The organism is Arthrobacter sp. B2I5 (genome assembly GCF_030816735.1).
Classification (GTDB): Bacteria; Actinomycetota; Actinomycetes; order Actinomycetales; family Micrococcaceae; genus Arthrobacter.
The window spans coordinates 3,761,369-3,779,956 of the sequence record NZ_JAUSYF010000001.1 but is presented as its reverse complement, the minus strand read 5'-3'; the positions used below and the strand labels follow the sequence as shown (position 1 = coordinate 3,779,956).

Here is an 18,588-nt window from a genome sequence, read left to right as displayed (position 1 = left end):
AGCGGGCGCCGCGCCCTGCCAGAGGGCGTCGAAGGGGGCGCCGGAGGCAACGCGGTTGCGGATGCCGGCGGTGACGAATTCCTTGGCGGTCCGTGCCGCCTCCAACGGGCTGGCGCCCTTGGCCAGTTCGGCGGTGACGGCGGCGGCGAGGGAGCAGCCGGCGCCGGAGACGGCCACCTCGCCCACCTTCGGGGCGCTCAGGACTTCCAGGGTCTCACCGTCGTAGAAGACGTCGACGGCGTCCGGGCCTTCCAGCCGCACTCCGCCCTTGGCCAGCACCGCAGCACCGCTGAGCTCATGGATGCGGACGGCAGCGGCTTTGAGGGACTCAACGTCGGTGATCTCCAGGCCGGACAGGGATTCCGCCTCGAAGTGGTTGGGCGTAACGAACGTGGCCAGCGGCAGGATCTGCGCCTTCAGCGCCTGGTCGGTGTCCAGCGCGTGGCCCGGCTCCTGGCCCTTGCAGATCAGCACCGGATCCAGGACCACGTTGGCGAAACTGTTCTCCTGCAGCGCCCCGGCCACTGTGCTGATCGTCGCCGGGCTGCCCAGCATGCCGATCTTCACCGTGTCCAAAGCGGACGGCGCGCCCGATCCCGGACCGTACGCCGCCGTCGTGGCCTCCAGCTGGTCCGCGATCACCTGCTGGTCCACCGGCACGAAGCGGTGGTTCCAGCTGTCCTTCGGGTCGAAGGAGACGATGCAGGTGAGGTTGGCGATGCCGAAGACACCCAGTTCCTGGAAGGTCTTCAGGTCCGCCTGGGCGCCGGCCCCACCGGTGGCTTCGGAGCCTGCGATGGTGAGGACGACGGCGGGACCGGTGGCGGACAGCGTTGCGTCAGGAGAAACGGAAGTCATGCACCCATCCTGCCATCCGGCGTCGAACGGTTTCCATGTGGTGAAGTACAGCGGCAGGCGCGGGGAAGTGTTCACCGCCACAAGGCCGGGCCGTGCCTGCGGTGACAAACGCCGCGTAGCTGCCACCCGGCGTCGCACGTTCTGGCTGCTGATCGCTTGGCTGCCTTGCTTCCGCACGCCGAAATGGTGCCGGATCGCCGGAAAGAACCGGCGGCCTGGCCGCGTTCCGGCGGTTTCGCGGTCCGACAGCATGGCTACTGCCGGAGCGCGGCAAGGATACGGGCTTTGAACTCATGTTCGCGGAACAGGTCGGCCCATGACACACGCACGAAGGTCCAGCCAAATTCGGTGAGGGCCTTCTCGCGCTGCCGCTCCTGAAACAGCACCTCGGCCGTTGGCTTGTAGTCGAAGTACTTCGCTTTCCCGTCGAATTCCAGCGCCACCTTGTCCTCCTTCCAGGCGAAATCCAGCCGGTACCGGCCGGCACGTGTAGCCACCTCAACCTGGGGCTCCGGCAGGGGAAGCTTCAGCCGCGTCAGGAGTTCGCGGGTGAGCGTCTCACCGGGTGACTCCGACCGTGGATCTGCGTGGGCGAGCGCCAGCCGGAGCGTCCGGACGCCGCGGCGCCCCGGCAGGCCCTCAGTCAAGTGTTCCAAGAGGGCTTTGTCAGCACCGAGCCGGAGGGCGTGGTCCGTCAGGACCAGTGCCTGCCGGTAACCGAGCATCATGGCGCAATCCACTACCGTCCGCTCCAGCGAGGTCACCCGGAGGCCGCCAAGGGTCACCACCTCAGCCTCCGTCCAGGGCCGGGTATGGCCGCGGACATCCTTGCCGAGCCGCTCGGTGGAAGGGCTCCCCGGCAGCAGAAGGTGGACCAGGTCATCAACATCCCACAGATACAGACCGTGCAGCCGGGCCGCCGAGGTGTGGCTGTACACATAGCCGCCCGTTGAAGTGGTCAGCGTCCCGTGGGCATGGGCACGAATCAGCTGCCTGCTGCGGACGGTACCCGACTGCTTCCCCCACAGCTCAGCGCGGATGTAGCAGCCGTGGCGAAGGCGGACCAGCCTCCCGTGGAGGACCAAGGCCTTGATGGCCCGGGAATTGAGTCCCCTCTCGTGCAGTTGCCCCGTCCGCCACAGGTTGCCGGTGCTCGGAAGGGAGGGGAGACGGACTGGCTGCTGTGGTGTCATCCCGACAGGATCCTGCCGCTGCGGCAGCTGCGAAAGGCGCCGCCGTCGTCATGTGGAAAACACACCGAGGCCGGCCTGCCTCCCGGGATCGCCGGAAACCGTCCGGATCGCCGGAACGTTCCGGCGAGCCGGGCGCTTTCCGGCGGGTTCGACGGCGGGCCGCCGGCTCAGGCCTTCAGGGCCCCGTCCAGCAAGGCCCGCAGTTCCTTGAAGTGCCGCTCTGTGGCATCGGGGTGGAAGGCTGAGGTGTCCGCCATGGTGTATCCATGCGGCGCGCCTTCGTAGATGACGTTGGAGGCTTCAAGCCCGGCAGCCTGGAGGGCTTCACCCAGCCGGGCGACGGCGTCGGGGGCCATGCTCCGGTCATGGTCCGCGTGGCCAAAGACGAACCGGGCCCGCGCATTCGCGAGTCCCAGGTGCGGGCTGTCCGGCTCGTCAGTGGCCAGGCCCCCACCGTGGAAGCCGCCGCAGGCTGCCACCACGCCGGGGTGGGACGTGGCGGTGCGGACGGCGAGCCGGGCACCCATGCAGTAGCCCACGGTGCCGATAGGGCCGGGGGCCACGCCGTCGAGGCCCGCCAGCGCCGAAACCCAGGCATCGATGTCCGGCAGCGCCTTGTCTGAGGTCAGGCGGCCAACACGCGGGAAGGCGGCCTTACCCGCGGCTTCGCGGCCCTCCTGGCTGGACATGTCCCCGGTGGGAGCGAGTTCCGCGGCCGTTCCTTCACGGTAGAAGACGTTGGGTGCCAGCACCACGTAGCCCCAGTCGGCGATGCGCTGGGCCATCTCCTGGATGCGGGGGCGCAGGCCGAAGGCATCCATGTAGAGGATGACGCCGGGAAACGGGCCGGTTCCGGTGGAGGGGCGGGCCACCAGGGCCTCTGCGGTGCCTTCTGCGGCAGGGATTTCGATGGGCATCCGCCCACCCTACCGGAGCTTCCAGGTGCAGAGCCTAGGAGTAGTACCGGCCCAGGGTTTCTGCCTTGAAATCGAAGAAGGTGCCGGACTCGATGGCCAGCCGGGCGTCGTCCACCATCTTCACTACGAACCGCTCATTGTGGATGGAGATCAGGGTGGCGGACAGCATCTCCTTGGCCTTGAACAGGTGGTGGATGTAGGCACGCGAGTAGTTGGCGCAGGCGTAGCAGTCGCAGCCGTCCTGCAGCGGCCCGAAGTCGCGTTTGTACTTGGCACCGGAGAGGTTGAACCGGCCGTAGGGGGTGTAGAACGCGGAGTTCCGGGCCACCCGGGTGGGGGAGACGCAGTCAAAGGTGTCGGCGCCGTTTTCGATGGCCGTGAAGATATCGTCCGGCTCCGAAATGCCCAGCAGGTGGCGCGGCTTGTCCTCCGGCAGCTCCTCGTTGCACCACCTGACGATGGTGCCCAGGTTCTCCTTCTCCAGTGCCCCGCCGATGCCGAACCCGTCGAACGGCATGGCGCCCAGGTCCCGGCAGGCCTTCCGGCGCAGGTCCTCGTACTGGGCGCCCTGGATCACGCCGAACAATGCCTGGTACGGCTTCCCCGCCCGTTCCTCCGTGAGGCGGAAGTGCTCAGCGATGCACCGCTCCGCCCACAGCCGCGTGCGCTCCAGCGATTCCTCCTGGTACCCCCGGGAGTTCTGCAGCGTGGTGAGCTCGTCGAACGCGAACATGATGTCGGCGCCGATCCGGTGCTGGACCTGCATGGAGATCTCGGGGGAGAACCGGTGGCGGTCCCCGTTGAGGTGGCTCTTGAACCACACGCCGTCGTCGTCGATGTGCGCCAGGCGTTCCTTGCCCGGCGCCACGGCGTCGTCGGGCCCGGGCGCGCCGGCGGCGGCAACAGTCTTCATGTCGATGACCTTCTTGAACCCCGAGCCCAGGCTCATCACCTGGAAACCGCCGGAGTCCGTGAAGGTGGGCCCGGACCAGTTCATGAAGGCCCCCAGGCCGCCGGCTTCATCCAGGATGTCCGCGCCGGGCTGGAGGTACAGGTGGTAGGCGTTGGCCAGCAGCGCCTGGGCGCCCAGGTCCGCCATGGATTCCGGCAGGACCGCCTTCACCGTGGCCTTGGTTCCGACGGCGATGAACGCCGGGGTCTGGATCTCACCATGCGGCGTGGAGATGGTGCCTGTACGCCCCAGGAATTCCCCGCCGTTTTCGGCCACCTGCGCCCCGGTGGGCGGGCAGGTTTCCGCCAGCCGCGTGCCTACCGTGTAGGAAAACTGTGACCGGGTATCAGGCAGGGCGAAGGCGGGGTTGGCTGGCACCGTACCAGTGTGCCAGCAATTGGCGCCGCCTCAATAAACCAGCGCCGGCAATGCACCTGCCGCAAAAATCAGCAGACGCCCTCAGCTGACCGGATCCGAGTCCCGGTAGTTCCGGGAACGCCAGGAGTCCCAAGCGGACCGGATGGCCTCGAGCTTGCCGGCGCCCAGGTCGTAGGTGGAGGCAATGACCAGCGAGCCTTCACCCTCCGCCCGGATGTCCTTGATGGCGGGGTGGTCGGCCACCACCAGCAGTCCCTCGCCGTGCTCTGCATAGCTGTGCACGGTGAGGCCCACCTGGTGGCTGGTCCGGTACCAGACCTTGCCGCTGATCTCCTCGCCGGTGTCCAGTGTCACCTGGTACGGTTCGCCCGGGGCAGGGAGATCGGCCAGCCCGAGCTTTTCGATCGCGGAGCCCTCTCCCTCCGTCAGGTGCAGGAACAGGGTGTGCCGCTTGCCGTGCGGGTGGCGTTCCAGGGCAAAGCGGAGCTGCTGCAGGAAAGTCAGCCAGCCCTGTGTGATGTCCTCGTCCCAGGCAGCCCACTCGGAGTCGTGGTCCATGGCCCCGCGCGTCACGCTGACCCGGGTTCCGCCGGCCTCCGGGTGAAGCTCAAAGGTGTCCCCGCCGTGGACGGTGAGGCGGGCATGGTCCGCGGATTCCTCCACGTCGCCGGAGAAGTAGATCTCCTTGATCTCGGACTCCAGGTCCTCGGCCTGCCAGCCGTGCCACTGGGCCACCTTGGAGGGTTCACGCAGCATGGTCCAGACCTGCGGCGCGTCGGCGTTGATTACTACGCTGAGATTGTTGGTCATAGCCCCGAATGTACAACTCCGGCTACGCCCCGGGTAGGGGCAATTTCCCCCGCCCGGACGCCGCTCCAGCGACTAGGAGCGCACGGCCTCCAGCTCGTTGCTGATCCGTCGTTCCAGCTCGGACATTCCGATGGTTTCCGAACCGCCGTGCGCCCGCAGGAACAACAGGGATTCGAGCCGCAGCAGCCGCCATTCGCGCTCGGCGTCGTGGTTGGAGTTGTCGATGGAGCGGAAGATTTCCTTGTCGTACAGGTTGGGCTCGTTAAGTGAGCGCTGGCGCACCTTGGCCGCCATGCGCGCCTTGAACGGGTCCGTTTCCTGGTTCTCAGGGGTGCGGATCAGCTTTTCGTAGACCTCGGCGCGGGCGTTCTGGCCATCCTGCCGGCAGATGTAGCTGGCCAGGGCAAGGGAGGCCTCCACCGAGGTCCACCGGCCGGGGTTCCCGTCGTACGGCAGCACGGTGAGCAGGTCGGCCACGGACAGTGCCCCGTCGGCGTCCTTGAGCGTGATGAACAGTTCGTGGGCCAGGTCGCTGAGGTCCTTCAGGCAGCTTCCGGACTTGAAATTGACGCCCTTGGACAGCCGGTCCGCCAGGAGCAGGACGCCCTCCGCATCCGGATGCGCCTCGGCAGCGGCTTCCACCACGGATTCGGGCGTGCCGGCCGGCGCCGGGATGAGTGCCAGTTCCTCCTCGCCGGGCCCGGTCACCGCAGGCGGTACAGGCGGCAAGGGAGGCACGACGACGGCGGGCGCCACATTAATGGGTCCGGTCCCGGCGCCGGGCTGCTCCTGCCGGCCATCGTTGGGTGCGGCAGCCTCCAGCGGCGTGGCCTCCGGAAGGTTGGCCGGCAGCGGAAGCTGGGTGACGTCGTCGGGCGTTCCGTCCACCACGGTGACCGTGGTGCCGATGGCCACCCGCAGCGTCCCGCCGCCGGAGAGGCTCGCCAGCACCAGCGCCGGGGAGCCGAAATCGTCCCGCTCAAGCTCCACCTGATCGATTTCGGCGGTGCGGTGCCCGTCCGGAAGGAGGATGTGGGTGCCGGTGGTCAGAGATCCAGCCTGCTGTTCACGGTGGTGCCTGGCGGCTGGTGATTCGGTCATGGGAGTCCTTAAGTTCTCTTGCGGTCCGCCCTACAGTCTACAAAGGCGGGCGCCTAAAACCGGGGACCCCCACGTCCCGGCGGGGTTGTCAGAAGCCCACACCTGCGAACGCCAGGGCCTGGCGGATCAGGCCGCCGCGGCCGCCCACGAACTCCATCTGGACGCCCGGGCTGAGGACTTCCTCCGGGGTCATCCACGTCAGTTCCAGGGCGTCCTGGCGGGGCTCGCATTCGCCCGTAACCGGGATGACGTAGGCCAGGGACACGGCGTGTTGCCGCTCGTCGGTGAATCCGGTCTGGGACGGCGCGGGGAAGTATTCGGCCACCGTGAACGGCACAGGACTGAGCGGCAGCTGCGGAAAAGCCAGGGGGCCCAGGTCCTTCTCCATGTGACGCAGCAGCGCGGCCCGGATGGTTTCGCGGTAGATGACCCGGCCGGAGACCAGCGAGCGCACCATGGTCCCGTCGGCGTCGGCCTGCAGCAGTGTGCCCACCTCGTTGACGTACCCCAGCGGATCCAGCCGCACCGGCACTGCCTCCACGTACACCATGGGCAGCCGCCCCCGCGCCTCAAAGAGGTCTTCTTCGGAGAGCCAGCCGGGATTCGGGTCAGGTGTGCGCACGTTCATGCTTAAGTTCTACCCCATGGGGCGCCGCTGGGAGATCCAAAGCGTGGCGGGCGCGTTGGGGCTGCCCGCGTCCGGATTGGCCACGTGGAGGGTGCTGCCAAAGGCCTCGTCGGTCAGGCTGGCGGCGAAACCGGCGCCGGTGAGCCGCTCCTGCAGCGGTTCCAGGCCGCCGTCGTACTCGAAGCCCAGGCCTGCGCGCGGGGCCCCCGACGCCGGCCGCACCAGGAGGACGCCGCCGTTCTTGGCCGTGAAGTCGGCGGTTTCGTCGTTGTCCGGCACCGGGCGCGGGCGCGCGCCGACGTGCAGCAGGGTGCGGATGGCAGCCTCGGGTTCGGCGGTGTACCAGACGGCGGCGACCGCCAGCGCGGGATCGGCATCGGCGCACTGGGCGCCGTGGAGGGCTTTGTCCGCCAGGAAGCTGAACCCGTCCGGCGCGCTGATCCGGCAGGCCTGGCCGTGGTCCGCCGTGACAAGTTCCGCCAGCGCGGTTGCCCGCGTCCCGTCTTCCTGCGCGCTGTCCTCCTCCGCCGACAGGTTGGTGCGGCGGGCGAACTCCGCCACGTCCCCCACTTCCACGGCAAACACGGTGCGGCCGTCCTGGCCGGACCCGGCGTCAGCGCCGTGCAAAGCCAGGCGGCCGGACGCGGAGTCGAAGACCTGCCACCCGCCGTCGTCCTCTGTTTGGACCATTCCCAATGCGGTGAGGAACTGCTTCCAGGACTCTGTGCGGGAGGTGAAGTGGACGGGACGGACTCGGAGCATGGCATTGTCCTTGGTCAGAAATGGTGTGTGCTGCTGTATGGCCATGATGCCACCGGACGCGCCGGCGCACACGGGGCTTGTGGCAGGGGATTGCACGGGCAGAATTGGGCCATGGCCGATGACCTTGAGGAACTGCTGGTACCTGACGCTGCTGCCTGGCGCGCCTGGCTGGAGGAAAACCACAAAACCAGCCCGGGCGTGTGGCTGGTCCTGCACAAGAAGGGCGGCACCGTCACCGCCCTCGACTACCCGGCCGCGCTGGACGAGGCCCTCTGCTTTGGCTGGATTGACGGGCAGCTGCGGCGCCGGGACGCGGAAAGCTCCTTCCAGCGGATGACGCCGCGGCGTCCACGCAGCGTCTGGTCCGCCCGGAACGTGGGGCACATCGCCCGCCTGGAAGAGGCGGGAAAGATGACCGACGCCGGCAGGGCGGCCGTCGAGGCGGCCAAGGCTGACGGCCGCTGGGATGCGGCCTACGGCGGGCAGGCAGACCTGGAAGTGCCGGCGGACCTTGCCGCCGCCATCGCCGCGAACCCCGCGGCCCAGGCGATGTTCGACGTCCTGACCAAAACCAACCTGTTCGCCCTGGTCTACCGGACCAACTCCGCCAAGCAGGCAGCCACCCGGGAGCGCCGGATCGCCGGGTTCGTAGACATGCTGGCCCGGGGCGAAACCCCGTTTCGGCAGAAGAAGCGTCCCGCCGGCCAGGACTAACAGCGGCTGCATGACGCCGCGGGATTCGGTTCCCGGCGGCCGGGCCGGTAGGATTGACGGCTTACTTGCGTTGGTGCCGTTCCACGAATCCGGGGGACGGCACTTGTGCGTTCAGCGACGGATCGACACAACCATGCCTCCCACTTTTTTCCGAACCGTTCCAGCCGCCCTTCGGCGCCGGGGCCTCCTCTGGGTCGCGGCAGCCGTGGCCGTGCTGGTGGTGGCCGGTGCGCTGGTGCTGGCAGGAAATGACCGGCGTGGCGACGGCCGGCCGGGAGCCGGAGAATCAACGGCCGCGCCCACGGAGGCTGCCCCGGCTGACGGCCCCGGCTACCGCCCTGCCTACCACCTCACCCCGGACCGGCGCTGGATGAACGACCCCCAGCGGCCCTTCCTGCTGGACGGCGTCTGGCATTACTACTACCTCTACAACGCCGACTACCCGGAGGGGAATGGGACCGAATGGTTCCACGCCACCAGCACGGACCTGGTGCACTGGAAGAACGAGGGCGTGGCCATCCAGAAGTTCCGCAACGGCCTGGGTGACATCGAGACCGGCTCCGCGGTGGTGGACACGGAGGGAACGGCCGGCTTTGGCAAGGGGGCGGTGGTCGCGGTCCTCACCCAGCAGCGTGACGGCGTCCAGCGCCAGTCCCTGTTCTACTCCACCGACAAGGGCTACAGCTTCCAGGCCTATGGGCAGAACCCGGTGATGGAGAATCCCGGCGCCGAACATTGGCGGGATCCGCGCATCATCCTGGACGACGCCACCAACCAGTGGCTGATGCTGCTTGCCGAGGGGTCCAAGATTGGCTTCTACACGTCAAAGGACCTTAAGCAGTGGACGTACGTGTCGGGTTTCCAGCAGGACGGGCTGGGCATCCTGGAGTGCCCGGACTTCTTTCAGATGGACGTCGACGGCGATCCGGCCAAGCGCACCTGGGTGCTGGCGGCCAGTGCCAACGGCTCGGCGGAGGGCCGCACCACCGGGCTGGTCTACTGGACCGGCAGGTTTGACGGCAAGGCCTTCACGGCGGATGGGGGCCATCAGTGGCTCGACGGCGGCCCGGACTTCTACGCGGCCGTCACCTGGGATGATCCACGGCTTGGCGACGGCCAGCGGAAGGCCTCCCGGCACGCCATCGGCTGGATGAACAACTGGGCCTACGCGCGGCAGCTTCCCACAGAGGGCTGGTTCGGTGCCGCCTCGCTGGTGCGCGACATCCGGCTGGTATCCGACGGCGGCCGCCCGGCTTTGGCATCATCGCCCACCACCGGGCTCCAGTCGCTGGAGGGGGAACCGACGCGGGTGCCGGCCGGCAGCCTCAGGGATGGGCAACCGCTGCAGGTGCCGGACAGCGGCGCGTTCAAGGTGGACGTCGAGCTGGAAAAACCCGGGAACGGCACCGGCGAAGCCCGGCTGCTGCTGCAAAGCGGCGGGACCACCTACGCCACCATCGGTTACGACTTCCGGGACGGCCGGGCGTTTGTGGCCCGCGACGGCGACGCGGTGGCAGGCGGCCAGCGCAAGGCTGGAGGTCCGGAAGGGGCCGGCGAGTACCGCAAGGCGCGTTCCGTCGAGGCCCGGGCCGCCGGAGACACCGTGCGCCTCACGGCCTACGTGGACCGCTCCTCCGTCGAGGTCTTCGTGGACGGGCAGACCCTGACGGCCCTGGTGTTCCCGCCGGCGGGCCAGCGGGAGGTCCGGCTGGCGGCCGACGGCCCGGTCTCGCTCAGGACCGGCACCGTCACCCCGCTGGCCGGCATCCGCTAGGTTCCGGCCGGGGCGCTGCGGGCGGAAAGTGACGCGGTGACGGCCGCGGCAGCCTCCAGCGTCATCCACGCCTGCAGCTGCGTGGAAAGTTCGACGACGGCTCCCGGCGGGTACGTGGCAGCGGCAGGTTGGGCGGCGTGCAGCGAGAAGACGCTCCTGCTCTCCAGCCTTGACCGGCCTTCTTTCGGTGCCACGGGGCGCCGGCCGGACCAGAACGCCTCCGCGGTGTCCGTCACCAGCCGGGCAGCCGTGGCCCGGGTTGCCTCCGGCAGCCGGGTGTCGGCTGCCGCGAGTGCCAGGTAGCGGCAGAGGATCCCGGTGAAGAGGCCGCCGTCGCCCGTTCCTTCGCAGCGAAGAACGGTACTGCCTGGAGCCGTGAGCTTCAGGCCCACCGCGTCCACCAGCACCGCAGCCCGGGCGAGGTTTGCGTCCCCGCCCAGTTCCAGGAGGGCGCCCAGCACCGGGCCCTGGTTGTAGGTGTACACCGACCGTTCCAGCACCACCTCGCCGGCGGGGTTCAGGCGGGCGCCGTCCAGGTACAGGCCCTGGTCCTGGTCGAAGAGGGTGGCGTCCAGCCAGTCCAGCAGCGCCTGTGCCTTGCCGTGCTGGCCGGTACGGGCATAGAACAGCGCCACGGGGGCCGTGGCCGGGGTGTTCTTGAAGTCCCGCTTCTTGCTCCAGAACGCACCTCCGCCCAGGTCATCGGTGCATGCGGCATCGAACTGCAGCGCCAGCGACGCGCGGACGGTGGCGTTGCGGCGGCGGCCGGGGCGCCGCGTCTCCTCAGCCAGCCTGTCCAGCCGCAGCGTTGCCAGCGCCAGCCATGCCATGTCGTCGTAGTAATTGTTGACGAAGGTCAGGGCGTTGCGGAGCCGGATTCCGGTGACCAGCCGTGAGGCCAGGCGCCCGGCGCTGGGCCGGTCCGGGCCGTTGAACCGGGTTGCGGGGGTGGCTCCGCCGCCCAGCTCCCGCCGGCCGGTGTCCACCAGGCAGTCCACATAATGGGCCTGCCACCAGTAGTGCCAGGGGAGGACCAGCGCTGCGGCAGGCCGGACCCGCCGGAGCGCCGCGAACAACCATCCCCGCCGTCCGCCTGGTTCCTGGCTCAGCCCCGCGCCGGGCTGATCCTGCCCCGCCGGGTGCCTGCCCTGCCACAGCACGGCGCCCAGGTGGGTTCCGGGCAGGAACAGCAGTTTCCGGCCGAACAGTGCGGTGACCGACTGGGCCGCGTGGTCCGCCCTGTCCTGCCAGGCAGTCAAGGAGTTGCTGGAAGTCATGCCGTCCACCCTAACCGTGACACCGCGGCCCGGGTGCAGCCTGAAGTCCGCCAAGAGTGCGGCAGCGCCTAATTTCAGTTAACATGCATTAACTGTTGCTCGAGGCCGCGCCGCGGCTCGGGGACACGCATCAAGGAGGATGTATGGACGTCAAAGGCAGTGTCGCACTGGTGACAGGCGGCGCCTCCGGGCTGGGGGCGGCAACAGCACAGAGGTTGTTCGACGACGGGGCTTCCGTAGTGCTCGTTGACCTCCCTTCCTCCAGCGGACAGGCAGCGGCGGACGAACTCAACGGGCGCGCCCAGGCCGGCCAGGCCGCCGCCTTTGCCCCCGCCGACGTGACCAGCGAGGCTGACGTGCGGGCCGCTGTCGGGACCGCTGCAGGGATGGGGCCGCTCCGGATCGTGGTGAACTGCGCCGGGATTGCCACCCCGGGCAAGGTGCTGGGACGCGACGGCGTGCTGCCCCTGGAAGCATTCAGCCGCGTCATACAGGTGAACCTGATCGGCACCTTCAACATCCTGCGGCTGGCCGCCGAAGCGATGGTGGCCACCGAGCCGGCGGTCACTGACCTGGGCGGCCCGGAGCGCGGCGTCATCATCAACACCGCCTCCGTTGCCGCCTTTGACGGGCAGATCGGCCAGCCCGCGTACTCCGCTTCCAAGGGGGCTGTGGCGGCCATGACGCTGCCCATCGCCCGGGAGCTGGCACGCTCGCTGGTCCGCGTGGTCACCATTGCGCCGGGAATCTTCGAGACGCCCATGATGGCCGGCCTGCCCCGGGAGGCGCAGGAGTCGCTGGGTGCCCAGGTTCCGCACCCGTCCCGCCTGGGCAAGCCGGCCGAGTACGCCAACCTGGTGGCGCACATCGTGGACAACGCCATGCTGAACGGCGAAACCATCCGCCTTGACGGCGCCATCCGGATGGGGCCGAAATGAGCGGCCCTGACGTGTCGCAGCTGCCGCAGGCCGACTTCTTCGCCGTCGAGTCACTCCTGGGCCAGGCCGAGCGGAACAAGCTGGCCGAACTGCGGGACTTCCTGGCAGCCGAGGTGGCACCGCACGCCGCCGACTGGTGGAACAAGGCGGAGTTTCCCGCCCACATCCTGCCCAAGCTGGCCGCGCTGGAACTGAGCACGCCCGCCCACCGCGGCTACAGCCACCTGTTTGCAGGGCTGGTCATCGCGGAAATAACCCGCGTGGACACCTCCCTCGCCACGTTCTTCCTGGTCCACCACGATCTCTTCGTCGAGTCCCTGCATACCTTCGGCAGCGAGGACCAGAAGCAGCGGCTGCTGGCCGACGCCTCGGAGCTGCGCACCACGGGTGCCTTCGCCCTCACCGAACCCCTGCATGGCTCGGACGTGGCGGGCGGAATGGAGACGCGGGCCCGGCGGATCTCCTCCAGCACCGGGGAAGCGGACGACGACGGCGACACCTGGGTGCTCAACGGCGCCAAACGGTGGATCGGCAACGGGACGTTCTGCGACTACATGCTGGTGTGGGCCCGGGACGAGGCGGACGGTGCCGTGCGGGGCTTCATCGTGGATGCCACCCTGCCGGGGGTCAGCCGGAGCAGGATCGAGAACAAGATCGCCCTGCGCACGGTCCAGAACGCGGACATCGTGTTCCAGGACGTCCAGGTAGCGGAGGCGGACCGTTTCAGCGGGATCAGCAGCTTCGAGGACACCAAGGAACTGCTGCGCAGCTCCCGGATCATGGTGGCCTGGCAGACGGTGGGCCAGCAGTTGGCGGCGTTCGATGTCGCCAGGCAGTACGCCGTGGAACGCGAGCAGTTCGGCCGGCCGCTGGCACATTTCCAGCTGATCCAGCAGCAGCTGGTGACCATGCTGGGCAACGCCGTGGCCAGCATGGCCATGATGGCCGGAATCGCCAGGCTTCAGGCCCAAGGCGCCGCCGATATGGCGCAGGTGGCCCTGGCCAAGTCCTACCTCAGTGCACGGATGCGTGAGACGGTGGCGCTGGGCCGGTCCATCCTGGGCGGAAACGGCATCGTTACCGATTACCGGATGGCCAAGATCTTCGCCGATGCCGAAGCCATTTACACCTACGAGGGATCGTTCGAGGTGAACACCCTGATCGTGGGCCGCGCCATTACCGGTATCTCAGCCATCTCCTAAGCGGGGTACGGCTGCTTCTCGCCCGCCTCCACGCGGATGTCCAGGCTGTTGTTCCGCACCGGCATGGGGCAGGTGCCGTAGGGGGTGAAGGCGCTGGGGTAGTTGATGGCCCGGTTGAAGTCCAGCACCACGGAGCCGTCCGGGCGGGGCCTGGGGAGCGAGAGCTTCCGCCAGTCGTCGCTGGTGTCGCCGTTGGTCTCGTCATGGAACGTGACGGTCAGGGCGCCGAGTTTCTCTGCCTCCGCCTGGAGCCGGAATTCATGGGGGCTGCCGGGGAGGCGGAACACCACCTCGCCCACGCTGCGGTGCACGCCGTCCACCAGCGGATTCGCGGTGCCGATCGGTACGTCCACCGGTGCGGGGTAGGGCTCAAACCGGCCCGTCACCTCCCAGTCGGGGTTGTAGGGATAGGTGGGGACGCCGTCGAAGTCCGTGAAAACCGGCGACGACGAGTCCCGGGTGCGGATGGCGTACCGTCCGCCGCGCATGGCCAGTTCCACCACCACCCGGTCCCCGCCGGGCCCGCCGAACTGCACCCACATCAGCGACTCCTCGTCCGCCAGGACCGCGGAAATGGTGCCGTCCACCTTTTCGCCGGTCTCCACCAGCGTGAGCCCGTCCGATGCCGCGGCGGTGAGGAACGCCGTCGTTCCCGCGCCGTCCGTGGACCACAGGCCCGGGGCCAGGTCGACGGCGGCGGGGGAGTCTTCGAGCCACTGGAAGGAGGTGAGGGTGAGCCAGCCGTGCGGCGTCGCAAGGGCTTTGTCGCGGTTGGTGCGGAAGCGCTGCCAGCGTTCCATCCTGGCGGTTGACGTGGCGGCGGCTGGGGTGGTGGCCATGGTTCCTTCCGGTTGCATCTGCCCCCGCTACAACCCCCGCCGCATGCTGCTTGTTCCCGCCGGCTGGGAGAGTAGCGTTTTGCCATGAAGATCGCAGTTCTTGGCACAGGCACGGTAGGGCGGGCGCTGGCGGCAGCGTTCAACAGACTGGGGCATGAGGTTGTCCTCGGTACGCGCGACCCCGCGGAAACCGCCGCCCGCACCACCCCGGATGCCATGGGCGGGCCGCCCTTCAATGAGTGGCTGGCAGGGCACGACGGGATCAGGCTGGCAACGTTTGCAGAAGCGGCAGGCGACGGCGAAGTGGTGGTCAACGCAACGAACGGGGCGGCGTCCCTGGCGGCACTGGCTGCGGCCGGCGAGGCGCGGCTGGCGGGAAAGATCCTGATGGATGTGTCAAACCCGCTGGACTTTTCGCAGGGGAGGCCGCCGGTGCTGAATCCGGTCAACACGGAAAGCCTCGCCGAGCGCATCCAGCGCGCGTTTCCCGAAGCCCGGGTGGTGAAGACGCTCAACACCATGAACGCCGGGCTGATGGTGGAACCCCGCAGGCTCGCCGACGGAGAGCACTCCGTGTTTGTCTCCGGGGACGACGCCGGGGCCAAGAAAGTGGTCACCGGACTGCTGGCGGAACTGGGCCACCGGGACGTCATCGACCTCGGCGACATCACCTCCGCCCGCGGCGCCGAGATGGTGCTGCCGCTCTGGTTGCGGCTCTTTGGCGCGCTGGGAACCCCGGACTTCAACTTCAAAGTGGTCCGCCGGGGTTGAATGGGTGAGTGGACATCCTTGCAGGAGTAAACCGGGAATGGCTGGCGGCCCTGACCTGGCTGGCGGCGCTGCTCGCCGGCGCGGGGGTGCTGCTCTGGCGCCGCCGGCGTGCGGACCTCGCCGCGCTCACCGCCGTCGCCGTCTTCTTGGCAGCAAACGTGGGCGCCGGCATCTATGTCCTGAACCACCTGGCGGACGGGCGCTGGGGCGGTGACGCGCAGGCTAGGCTCGTCCCGCCGTCGCTGTCCGGAACCCCGGTGGTGGGCCAGTTTCTGGCGCCGCTCGACGGTGCCATGGCAGGCATGGCGGGCGGGGTCAACGACTTCATCGACTTCCGCGCCGCGCTGCCTGTGGCGCTGGACTTCTTCGCAGCCGCCGGCTGGGCCCTGGCCGTTTCGGTGCCGGTGGCGCTGGCAGCCGCCGCCGTCCAGGCTGGAAGGGCCCGCCGTCGGAACGCTGAGATGGCTGCCTGGCGCACTGAGGTGGCGCAACTCCGTGCCGAGCTTGACGCAGTGAAACGCCACGTGGGGTACCGCGACATCTTTTGAGACGGATTCCACTGCTGCGCCGCGCCGGGGGTAGCATCTTTAGCTAGTAACGTGGCTCACAGTATCCAGCGCAGTGTACGAGCCAAGTCCAAAACCCTCGAAAGATTGCTTCAATGGCACACACTGCAACAGCGCCCGAAACAGATCTCGCCTCCGAACTGCGCGCGGACGTCCGGCGCGTTTCCACCCTGCTGGGGGAATCGCTGGTCCGCCAGCACGGACCCGAACTCCTGGACCTCGTGGAGCAGGTCCGGCTCCTGACCAAGGAATCCAAGGAAGCGGCCCGCGGCGGTGCGCATGCCACCGGTCCATGGAGCGCGCACGACGTCGTTGCCCAGGTCCGTGAACTCCTGGGCTCCCTGCCCATCGAGCAGGCAACGGACCTGGTGCGCGCCTTCGCGTTCTACTTCCACCTGGCCAACGCCGCCGAGCAGGTCCACCGCGTCCGCGGCCTGCGGACCCGCGCAGAAAAGGACGGCTGGCTGGCCAAAACCGTGGCGGACATCGCCGCCCAGGCCGGACCCGAAGTCCTGCAGGAAGTGGTCAACGGGCTGGACGTGCGCCCCATTTTCACGGCACACCCCACCGAAGCATCCCGCCGCTCCGTCCTGGACAAGATCCGCAAGCTCTCCGACGTCCTGTCCCAGCCCACCGCCGAAGGGTCAACCGCCCGGCGCCGGCAGGACCGGCAGCTGGCCGAGATCATCGACCAGATGTGGCAGACCGACGAACTGCGCCAGGTCCGGCCCACGCCGGTCGATGAAGCCAGGAACGCCATCTACTACCTGGGCGGCATCCTCACCGACGCGATGCCGGAAATGCTCTCCGAGCTCTCCGAACTCCTGGGTGAGCACGGCGTCACCCTGGCCTCCAAGGACGCCCCCATCCGGTTCGGCTCCTGGATCGGCGGTGACCGCGACGGCAACCCGAACGTCACCGCCGCCGTGACCCGGGAGATCCTGCAGATCCAGAACCAGAGCGCCATCCGTATCAGCATCGGCATGATCGATGAACTGATCTCCATCCTGTCCAACTCCACAGCGCTGGCAGGCGCGGATGAGGCATTGCTCAAGTCCATCGATGAGGACCTGAAGAAGCTGCCCGGCCTGGACAAGCGGGTCCTGGAACTGAACGCCCAGGAGCCGTACCGGCTGAAGCTCACCTGCATCAAGGCCAAGCTCATCAACACCGGCAAGCGCGTGGCCGCGAACTCCAACCACGAGCACGGCCGGGACTACAGCGGCACCGATGAACTCATGGCGGACCTGCAGCTGCTGGAACTGTCGCTCCGCAACCACTCCGCAGCCCTGGCCGCGGACGGCGCCCTGGCCCGCGTCCGCCGCGCCATCGCCTCCTTCGGCCTGCACCTGGCCACCCTGGACATCCGCGAACACGCGGACCACCACCATGACGCCGTGGGGCAGCTGATGGACCGGATCGGCGGCCCCGGGCTGCGCTACGCCGAGCTGAGCCGTAAGGAGCGCTTCGAGGTGCTGGGCTCCGAACTGGCCTCCCGCCGCCCGCTGTCCGGCCACCCGATCAAGCTCGACGGCGCCGCCGACGGAACCTACGATGTTTTCCGCGAAATCCGGCGGGCCCTGCGCATGTACGGCCCGGACGTCATCGAGACCTACATCATCTCCATGACCCGCGGCGCCGACGACGTCCTGGCCGCCGCCGTCCTGGCCCGTGAAGCCGGCCTGGTGAACCTCTTCGGTGACAAGCCTTACGCCAAGCTCGGCTTCGCGCCGCTGCTGGAGACGGTGGAGGAGCTGCGGGCCTCGGCCGAGATCGTCGACCAGCTGCTGTCCGACCCCTCCTACCGTGAACTGGTGCGGCTGCGCGGCGACATCCAGGAAGTGATGCTGGGCTACTCGGACTCCAACAAGGAATCCGGCGTGATGACCAGCCAGTGGGAGATCCACAAGACCCAGCGCAAGCTGCGTGATGTGGCGGCGAAGCACGGGGTGCGCGTCCGCCTGTTCCACGGCCGCGGCGGATCCGTTGGCCGTGGCGGCGGGCCCACCTACGATGCCATCCTGGCCCAGCCCAACGGCGTCCTGGAAGGCGAAATCAAGTTCACGGAGCAGGGCGAAGTCATCTCGGACAAGTACTCCCTGCCGGAGCTTGCCCGCGAAAACCTGGAGCTTTCGCTGGCCGCAGTGCTGCAGGGGTCCGCCCTGCACCGCGATCCGCGGACCTCCGAGGACCAGCGGGAACGGTACGGGCACGTCATGGAGGCCATCTCGGACGCCGCCTTCGACTGCTACCGCAAGCTGATCGACCACCCGGACCTGCCCGCCTACTTCATGGCCTCCACCCCGGTGGAGCAGCTGGGCTCCCTCAACATCGGCTCCCGTCCGTCCAAGCGCCCGGACTCCGGCGCCGGGCTGGGCGGCCTGCGCGCCATCCCGTGGGTTTTCGGCTGGACCCAGTCGCGGCAGATCGTGCCCGGGTGGTTTGGTGTGGGCTCCGGGCTCAAAGCCGCCCGTGAGGCCGGACATTCCGCCCAGCTGGTGGAGATGATGGACCACTGGCACTTCTTCCGCTCGGTGCTGTCCAACGTGGAGATGACGCTCGCCAAGACGGACATGGACATCGCCGGCTACTACGTGGCCACCCTGGTCCCGGAGGAGCTGCACCACCTGTTCCGGGCCATCCGGGAAGAGTATGAGCTCACCGTGGCCGAGGTCCGGAAGCTGACCGGCGAGAACCTGCTCCTGGACGCACAGCCCACGCTGAAGCGCTCCCTGGAAATCCGCGACCAGTATCTGGATCCCATCAGCTACCTCCAGGTGGAACTCCTGCGCCGCATCCGCACCGAGTCCGAAATCAGTGGAGCAGAAATCGACGAGCGCCTCCAGCGGGCCATGCTGATCACCGTTAACGGCGTGGCCGCCGGCCTCCGCAACACCGGATAGACGCC

At 68.4% G+C, this 18,588-nt stretch carries 16 protein-coding genes and 1 pseudogene; 7 read left to right on the top strand and 10 right to left on the bottom strand.

The window, feature by feature from the left end; genetic code table 11:
- Positions 1-6: 6 nt before the first annotated feature.
- The 8 genes and pseudogenes from QFZ60_RS17465 to QFZ60_RS17430 all read right to left on the bottom strand — a co-directional run.
- A pseudogene (locus QFZ60_RS17465) lies at positions 7-858 on the bottom strand (hydroxymethylpyrimidine/phosphomethylpyrimidine kinase); the annotation flags it as partial.
- Between the two features lie 254 nt (positions 859-1,112).
- Complete coding sequence (locus tag QFZ60_RS17460) at positions 1,113-2,051, bottom strand: type IV toxin-antitoxin system AbiEi family antitoxin domain-containing protein (protein WP_307092123.1); 939 nt, start codon at positions 2,049-2,051, stop codon at positions 1,113-1,115.
- A 167-nt stretch (positions 2,052-2,218) separates the two neighbouring features.
- The gene (locus tag QFZ60_RS17455) at positions 2,219-2,968 is read right to left on the bottom strand and encodes a dienelactone hydrolase family protein (RefSeq protein WP_307092121.1); all 750 of its coding nucleotides are present in this window, start codon (positions 2,966-2,968) and stop codon (positions 2,219-2,221) included.
- A 34-nt stretch (positions 2,969-3,002) separates the two neighbouring features.
- Positions 3,003-4,298 carry a tRNA guanosine(34) transglycosylase Tgt gene (tgt, locus tag QFZ60_RS17450; protein ID WP_307092119.1) on the bottom strand — a complete coding sequence of 432 codons (1,296 nt, stop codon included), beginning with the start codon at positions 4,296-4,298 and terminating at the stop codon, positions 3,003-3,005.
- Positions 4,299-4,379: 81 nt separating this feature from the next.
- A complete protein-coding gene (locus QFZ60_RS17445; RefSeq protein ID WP_307092117.1) occupies positions 4,380-5,108 on the bottom strand; it encodes an SRPBCC domain-containing protein in 729 nt (242 codons plus the stop codon).
- 72 nt (positions 5,109-5,180) lie between these two features.
- The gene (locus QFZ60_RS17440; RefSeq protein ID WP_307092115.1) at positions 5,181-6,209 is read right to left on the bottom strand and encodes a DUF6707 family protein; all 1,029 of its coding nucleotides are present in this window, start codon (positions 6,207-6,209) and stop codon (positions 5,181-5,183) included.
- Between the two features lie 88 nt (positions 6,210-6,297).
- The gene (locus QFZ60_RS17435; RefSeq protein ID WP_056337381.1) at positions 6,298-6,837 is read right to left on the bottom strand and encodes an NUDIX hydrolase family protein; all 540 of its coding nucleotides are present in this window, start codon (positions 6,835-6,837) and stop codon (positions 6,298-6,300) included.
- A gap of 9 nt (positions 6,838-6,846) precedes the next feature.
- Positions 6,847-7,599, bottom strand: a complete 753-nt coding sequence (locus QFZ60_RS17430; RefSeq protein ID WP_307092113.1) for a VOC family protein — start codon at positions 7,597-7,599, stop codon at positions 6,847-6,849.
- Positions 7,600-7,710: 111 nt separating this feature from the next.
- Here QFZ60_RS17430 and QFZ60_RS17425 point away from each other — a divergent pair, with 111 nt between their 5' ends.
- Entirely contained in the window at positions 7,711-8,313 is a 603-nt protein-coding gene (locus QFZ60_RS17425) for a YdeI family protein (protein ID WP_307092112.1), read from the top strand.
- A gap of 133 nt (positions 8,314-8,446) precedes the next feature.
- Positions 8,447-10,087, top strand: a complete 1,641-nt coding sequence (locus QFZ60_RS17420; RefSeq protein ID WP_307092110.1) for a glycoside hydrolase family 32 protein — start codon at positions 8,447-8,449, stop codon at positions 10,085-10,087.
- Here QFZ60_RS17420 and QFZ60_RS17415 read toward each other — a convergent pair.
- Positions 10,084-11,364 carry a glycoside hydrolase family 76 protein gene (locus QFZ60_RS17415; RefSeq protein WP_307092108.1) on the bottom strand — a complete coding sequence of 427 codons (1,281 nt, stop codon included), beginning with the start codon at positions 11,362-11,364 and terminating at the stop codon, positions 10,084-10,086. The two genes, QFZ60_RS17420 and QFZ60_RS17415, sit on opposite strands and share 4 nt — an antisense overlap.
- 143 nt (positions 11,365-11,507) lie before the next feature.
- On the opposite strand from QFZ60_RS17415, the gene QFZ60_RS17410 reads away from it, so the two are divergent.
- Complete coding sequence (locus tag QFZ60_RS17410; RefSeq protein ID WP_307092106.1) at positions 11,508-12,302, top strand: SDR family NAD(P)-dependent oxidoreductase; 795 nt, start codon at positions 11,508-11,510, stop codon at positions 12,300-12,302.
- On the top strand, positions 12,299-13,504 hold the full coding sequence (locus QFZ60_RS17405; protein WP_307092103.1) for an acyl-CoA dehydrogenase family protein: 1,206 nt from the start codon (positions 12,299-12,301) through the stop codon (positions 13,502-13,504). Before QFZ60_RS17410 ends, QFZ60_RS17405 begins: the two co-directional genes overlap by 4 nt.
- Here the strand turns inward: QFZ60_RS17405 and QFZ60_RS17400 are convergent.
- Positions 13,501-14,343 (bottom strand): DUF1684 domain-containing protein, encoded by an 843-nt coding sequence (locus tag QFZ60_RS17400; protein ID WP_307092101.1) that lies wholly within the window; start codon positions 14,341-14,343, stop codon positions 13,501-13,503. The two genes, QFZ60_RS17405 and QFZ60_RS17400, sit on opposite strands and share 4 nt — an antisense overlap.
- Positions 14,344-14,427: 84 nt before the next feature.
- Here QFZ60_RS17400 and QFZ60_RS17395 point away from each other — a divergent pair, with 84 nt between their 5' ends.
- From QFZ60_RS17395 to ppc, 3 genes are all read left to right on the top strand, one after another.
- Complete coding sequence (locus QFZ60_RS17395; RefSeq protein WP_307092100.1) at positions 14,428-15,114, top strand: NADPH-dependent F420 reductase; 687 nt, start codon at positions 14,428-14,430, stop codon at positions 15,112-15,114.
- Between the two features lie 8 nt (positions 15,115-15,122).
- A complete protein-coding gene (locus QFZ60_RS17390; RefSeq protein WP_307092098.1) occupies positions 15,123-15,662 on the top strand; it encodes a hypothetical protein in 540 nt (179 codons plus the stop codon).
- Between the two features lie 113 nt (positions 15,663-15,775).
- Complete coding sequence (ppc, locus tag QFZ60_RS17385; protein ID WP_307092097.1) at positions 15,776-18,583, top strand: phosphoenolpyruvate carboxylase; 2,808 nt, start codon at positions 15,776-15,778, stop codon at positions 18,581-18,583.
- Positions 18,584-18,588: the final 5 nt, after the last annotated feature.

Coding starts and splice junctions, on each gene's coding strand:
- QFZ60_RS17460 (WP_307092123.1), bottom strand. CDS start 2,051: ATGACACCACAGCAGCCAGTCCGTCTCCCCTCCCTTCCGAGCACCGGC.
- QFZ60_RS17455 (WP_307092121.1), bottom strand. CDS start 2,968: ATGCCCATCGAAATCCCTGCCGCAGAAGGCACCGCAGAGGCCCTGGTG.
- QFZ60_RS17445 (WP_307092117.1), bottom strand. CDS start 5,108: ATGACCAACAATCTCAGCGTAGTAATCAACGCCGACGCGCCGCAGGTC.
- QFZ60_RS17440 (WP_307092115.1), bottom strand. CDS start 6,209: ATGACCGAATCACCAGCCGCCAGGCACCACCGTGAACAGCAGGCTGGA.
- QFZ60_RS17435 (WP_056337381.1), bottom strand. CDS start 6,837: ATGAACGTGCGCACACCTGACCCGAATCCCGGCTGGCTCTCCGAAGAA.
- QFZ60_RS17430 (WP_307092113.1), bottom strand. CDS start 7,599: ATGCTCCGAGTCCGTCCCGTCCACTTCACCTCCCGCACAGAGTCCTGG.
- QFZ60_RS17425 (WP_307092112.1), top strand. CDS start 7,711: ATGGCCGATGACCTTGAGGAACTGCTGGTACCTGACGCTGCTGCCTGG.
- QFZ60_RS17420 (WP_307092110.1), top strand. CDS start 8,447: ATGCCTCCCACTTTTTTCCGAACCGTTCCAGCCGCCCTTCGGCGCCGG.
- QFZ60_RS17415 (WP_307092108.1), bottom strand. CDS start 11,364: ATGACTTCCAGCAACTCCTTGACTGCCTGGCAGGACAGGGCGGACCAC.
- QFZ60_RS17410 (WP_307092106.1), top strand. CDS start 11,508: ATGGACGTCAAAGGCAGTGTCGCACTGGTGACAGGCGGCGCCTCCGGG.
- QFZ60_RS17405 (WP_307092103.1), top strand. CDS start 12,299: ATGAGCGGCCCTGACGTGTCGCAGCTGCCGCAGGCCGACTTCTTCGCC.
- QFZ60_RS17400 (WP_307092101.1), bottom strand. CDS start 14,343: ATGGCCACCACCCCAGCCGCCGCCACGTCAACCGCCAGGATGGAACGC.
- QFZ60_RS17395 (WP_307092100.1), top strand. CDS start 14,428: ATGAAGATCGCAGTTCTTGGCACAGGCACGGTAGGGCGGGCGCTGGCG.
- ppc (WP_307092097.1), top strand. CDS start 15,776: ATGGCACACACTGCAACAGCGCCCGAAACAGATCTCGCCTCCGAACTG.